Origin of the sequence: Bradyrhizobium frederickii, from assembly GCF_004570865.1 — a bacterium.
Classification (GTDB): Bacteria; Pseudomonadota; Alphaproteobacteria; order Rhizobiales; family Xanthobacteraceae; genus Bradyrhizobium; species Bradyrhizobium frederickii.
Window position 1 is genome coordinate 1 of sequence record NZ_SPQS01000077.1, and the last position, 4,410, is coordinate 4,410.

At 56.8% G+C, this 4,410-nt stretch carries 5 protein-coding genes; 1 reads left to right on the forward strand and 4 read right to left on the reverse strand.

What is annotated here, in order from left to right; translation table 11 throughout:
* The 3 genes from E4K64_RS39100 to E4K64_RS39110 form a co-directional block, all read right to left on the reverse strand.
* Positions 1 to 406: DUF4118 domain-containing protein (locus E4K64_RS39100; protein WP_135167604.1), on the reverse strand; the 406-nt coding region annotated here is incomplete at its 3' end.
* A gap of 120 nt (positions 407 to 526) precedes the next feature.
* Positions 527 to 973, reverse strand: a complete 447-nt coding sequence (locus E4K64_RS39105; RefSeq protein ID WP_126262141.1) for a hypothetical protein — start codon at positions 971 to 973, stop codon at positions 527 to 529.
* 30 nt (positions 974 to 1,003) lie between these two features.
* Positions 1,004 to 1,372 carry an antibiotic biosynthesis monooxygenase family protein gene (locus E4K64_RS39110; protein ID WP_126262142.1) on the reverse strand — a complete coding sequence of 123 codons (369 nt, stop codon included), beginning with the start codon at positions 1,370 to 1,372 and terminating at the stop codon, positions 1,004 to 1,006.
* A 96-nt stretch (positions 1,373 to 1,468) separates the two neighbouring features.
* On the opposite strand from E4K64_RS39110, the gene E4K64_RS39115 reads away from it, so the two are divergent.
* Positions 1,469 to 1,942, forward strand: coding sequence for a MarR family winged helix-turn-helix transcriptional regulator (locus E4K64_RS39115; protein ID WP_126262143.1), 474 nt, complete (start codon positions 1,469 to 1,471; stop codon positions 1,940 to 1,942).
* A 2,233-nt stretch (positions 1,943 to 4,175) separates the two neighbouring features.
* On the opposite strand, the gene E4K64_RS39130 is transcribed toward E4K64_RS39115, so the two are convergent.
* On the reverse strand, positions 4,176 to 4,410 hold a 235-nt coding region (locus tag E4K64_RS39130), incomplete at its 5' end, for an integrase core domain-containing protein (RefSeq protein WP_135161597.1).

Sequence of the window (4,410 nt, forward strand, 5' to 3'; positions counted from 1 at the left end):
GCTTTTCGCGATCCTCCAAATCGGCCGCACTCCGCTGAAGCTTGGCCGCAACGACACGCGCAGCCTCTCTTTCCTGGCGGAGCTTTCCGATCAGGTGCGCTCCCACAATCGAGGCAATAAAGAATGCAACAACCACCGGCAGATCTTGGGGGTCATCGATACGCAGGCTGAACGCCGGCGGCGCAAAGTAGTAAGCGAGAGCAGCGATGGCTATGATGCAAAGCGCGGACGACGCGATGAAGCTGCCCATCAACGAAAACAGCAAGACCACCAACAAATAGGCGAACGCCGTCGCGGCGAAATGGGCGTGAAGGTACAAGCAAGCCAGTGTTACCACGGCTAGCGCTATGCTGCCGAAGGTAAACTGAGGGGCTGAACGTTCTAAACTGCTGATCGGGCTACGCATTCTGATACCGTCCGGCCTTTTCTCCGGCGGGGGAGCTATAACATTTTAGGGCGCGTACTCATAAAGCCACGACAATACCGGGCCTCAGGTCAGTTGTCCGCGCAGTTCTGGTTGAGTTGATCAAGCGGGTTTGTGGCGCAACCATCCCTTCATTTTGAGACCGTCCCGCATGTTGAGAGCAAGAAGTGTAATGTTTGTTGCGCCCGCGGCGAGCTCGATCACCTGCACAGCATAGAACGTGGCATCGAATTCTGCCGCCTGAGCCTTGGACGCAAGGAAGAGCGCAGACGGAATAAGAATCAGGATGCCGTTTCCTGCAATGAATGGCATGCGCTTGAATTTGGCTCCGATCAGTCCGGCCCGGCGCGCCTTTGCCAAGATGACACCTGTACCACCGGTCGCAGCGAGCGCCGGAATCAGCAACAAGAAGCCCCACGGTATGGTGCTCTTAACCGCTGCAACTGTGGCATGGGACGCGAACAGCTCGCTGAGTACCGTCGACAGCCAAAATGTGCCGATCGTTGCGATAGCCAAGGCGCCAGCGACAGGATGGATCAACTTGATCATGAGTATCTTCCCTTCCTAAAAACAGCAGGGCTAGGCAACGCAGATGCCGGGCACGGCAACTTTCTGGAACAGATGAGGGGAAGCTATCGCCGAGGCCGGATAGGTGGCGATTTTTGCTAGAAAGTCAGGATGGGTGAAGGCCGCGCGGAAGTGTGCGGTGGATTCCCAGACGGCGTAGTTCAGATAGGTCGAGCTGTCGCCGAGAGCTCTGTGCAGCTGACTGGAAATGAAGCCCGGCTGTCGCTTCATGAACGCTGCGTCGTCCTGCCAGGTTTTGAGAAAAGCCGCCTCATCGGCTTTGTCGAGAGTGAATGGGTTCACCAGGACGACCGAATTTGCCTCGATAGCAATCTGGCGGTCGATCGGGAAAGAAGGGTCGAGTGGGCGTCGCAGCGACATGAGTGCCTCATTGCTATTTGATATGTGATGTCTAATTGGTATTATGATCACGTAACACGTTGACATGATGATGTCAATAGAAAATAATGGTGACAAATGAAAAGAGCCAAGCGAACCCCGGAGGGTGACGCCCTGACCGACCTTGTTCTCGATCTATTCAGGCTCGACAGCCTATTTCTGACGGCCGGCGACCGTCTGGTCGCCCCGCTTGGCCTAACAAGCGCACGCTGGCAGGTGCTTGGCGCCATTGTGTCCGCCGAACGTCCCCAACCGGTCGCTTGGCTCGCACGTGACCTCGGCGGCAATCGTCAAAACGTGCAGCGGATTATCAATGATCTGCACAGAGAGGGCCTCGTATCTTTTGAGGTCAACCCGCATCACCGACGGGCGCAGCTCGTCGTGCTCACTGAGAATGGACAGCGCGCCTTCGAAGCCGCAATGGAGTTGCAGGCTCCCTGGATCAACGATCTTTCAGAAGGGCTGTCGGTCAAGGATATACGGATTGTCCATCGCGTGATCACGGCCTTGCGAGATAAGCTTGAGGGCAGCCGTGAGGACAAGTCGGCCTGACATGGCAAAAGCATTGTGATTGGCCGGGCGCCCGTGATTCAAGCTCCCAAACTGGGGCGAATCAGGCACCATGAACTAACGGACTACGAATGGGCAGCTATCGAGTCTATGCTACCAAACAAGCCGCTTGGAGCCCCTCGGGTAAAACGACCGACGCGTCCTCAATAGTATCTTCTGGATGCGGCGATCTGGTGTATGGTGGAGTTAATGAGTCTCAACCTTAGTACGCGGTTCGCGCGCCGGTTGCCCTCAAGCCGCACGACCTCATCGCGCAGAACCGTCCTCGGGATATCGTGCGGACTTCGAGTGTACAAAGCATCTAACACTGATCTTGTTAAATCATGATTATCGAGAATTAGTGGGAGGTGTTTTGCGGCCGAACTAAGTTGGCAGTTCATCTAGGAGCTGCCGAGTGCATCTTCCAGAATAGCCTGAAGCCGCGCGGCTCCCTTTACCAGCTCGCGATCCAGGTCCGCTTTGATGGCTACGGCATAATAGTTGCCGAACTCTACGGCGTGGCCCGAATCGTTGTGGTCCAGCGTTCCTGGAGCAGGAGCTGATAGGCTCTTATACCCAGGGCGTGCGTATCGTTCGCGCAAGCAGCAACTCGTGCTTCATCATAGGGCGCGGCTTCGACTGTCGGCAGCAGATCGGCATCCAGCGCATCAGTTTAACTCCCCCACGAATACGCCTGGAGATCGACCAGAGAGTCCTCACATATGCTGTGGAATGTCGGCGCGCGCGTAGATGACGTGCCGTCGGATCGCTTTGCGTGCAAGATGACATGCAGTTTGTTACCGCCTTGATCGCCGTTATGTTCGCTTGCGTGCAACGCTGCTCCAGGGTCCCCAGCCAGATGGACAACGAGCTTTAGCGCGCGCAACCTTCTTCCTCAGAGCGCGAATTGTCTTTGAGGATCGCAATCGCCGCCGGAAGACCTTCGAGGATGCAAGTTCCCTGGTCGTGTTCATCCTTGCAATCAAGAGCGTCGTCATATGTCGGCCGATCGATGTCGATGTCGATGAAATGCCAGCGGTAGGTGTCCTTTCCTTTTGGCGTTGAATTTATAGTCGCCCGCCCAGTTTGAGATGGCGGCCAACGAAGTGTGCCGATCGGCTCCTTGAGCTTGGGCCTGCGCTGCCGGACTTAAGTGCCGCTACGCCAGTTCCGCAATGACAGAATGGCGTGGCTGTCCCCACACTAGGGCGGAAGATGTGCTGCCAACAGCAGCGGTGCAGATCGCAAGTTGGATCTGACTGGTTGCCCAATATTGATGAACTGCGTCCAGTCGTTTGCGGACAGAGGCAGGTGCCTGGGTTACGGCACGTCGACCGGGGGCATGGATGCCGTCGGGCGTGGCACCAAGCCATTTTGGTGCCGGTCACGTGCCGCCAACATGATCGTAAAAGCCGCGAGGAGGATTAGGAGAGCGCGCGTACAACAAGGAATACTCGAAACGATATATCGGAATTATGAAACGACTCACACCGCGGGCCTTGGAGGAGGGGCGGCTCTTACGGGGCATCGACGGCCTATTGGCCAGCCAAACCCCACAAATCTTTGATACTCGTTCGTTCTCGCCGGCAGCCGCCGAACAGTGGGAGGATTGCGCTTAAAAAATGCTTTTTTCCCTTGCGGACTGCAGGAATAGTGCAGCAAAATTTGAGTAGGAATCCGGTGATTGGCTATTCACCACGAAAGCAGCCGCCCCCTCGTGCTGCTTCCGGGCGCCATGAAGGACGGTTCATGCGCATCATGACATTGTGTCCGGCAGCCTGTTGGCGCTGACCGCGGCTGGGCTTGCGCTACTTTGCTCTAGCCTGCTCGCATTTGCTTTCATTTTGATCCCGCAGCCGACCTTGGTCGCGCTAGGATCCCTGCGAGACCTCACGCAAGATGGTACGCAGCTGGACAGGGACGCTGGTATGTTTTCCACGTATGGAGGCCCGGCGCTTGCAGATGATCTGCTCAGGCATCCGTAGGGATCCGCTTCCTCGGTTCGCGTCGTTTTCGCATGTAGTGCCCTTCTTTCTGAACGGCCGACCTGATCTCCAGGCTGGCCTTCGTGCAGTTGCCCACTAACAACGCAATTCCCCTCCATCGAACGATATAGTTAGTCTTATGATTGCGCTCGCATCACGCGTTTGTTGCGTGGGTTGCGCAGCATTTTTGTGAGCTGGCCCCGGTTGTCTGAACAGAATATCCGCGTCGATAAGTGGAGCCTCTGCCGGGGTTAGGCTGCCGTGCGGAGCGGCAGCGGGGTGAAGTAGGCTTGATCCGGTGTGCTGCCGTCAAGGCTCGAATGTGGACGGCGGCAATTGTAGAAGTCCAGATAGCGGCCAATCGAGGCGCGAGCGTCGCTGACGCTGTCGTAGGCCCGCAGATACACCTCCTCGTATTTGACGCTGCGCCACAGCCGCTCAACGAACACGTTGTCCCGCCAGGCGCCCCGGCCGTCCATACTGATG

Excerpts from the sequence above, each read along its gene's own strand:
- E4K64_RS39115 (WP_126262143.1), top strand. The coding sequence starts at position 1,469 with ATGAAAAGAGCCAAGCGAACCCCGGAGGGTGACGCCCTGACCGACCTT.
- E4K64_RS39110 (WP_126262142.1), bottom strand. The coding sequence starts at position 1,372 with ATGTCGCTGCGACGCCCACTCGACCCTTCTTTCCCGATCGACCGCCAG.
- E4K64_RS39105 (WP_126262141.1), bottom strand. The coding sequence starts at position 973 with ATGATCAAGTTGATCCATCCTGTCGCTGGCGCCTTGGCTATCGCAACG.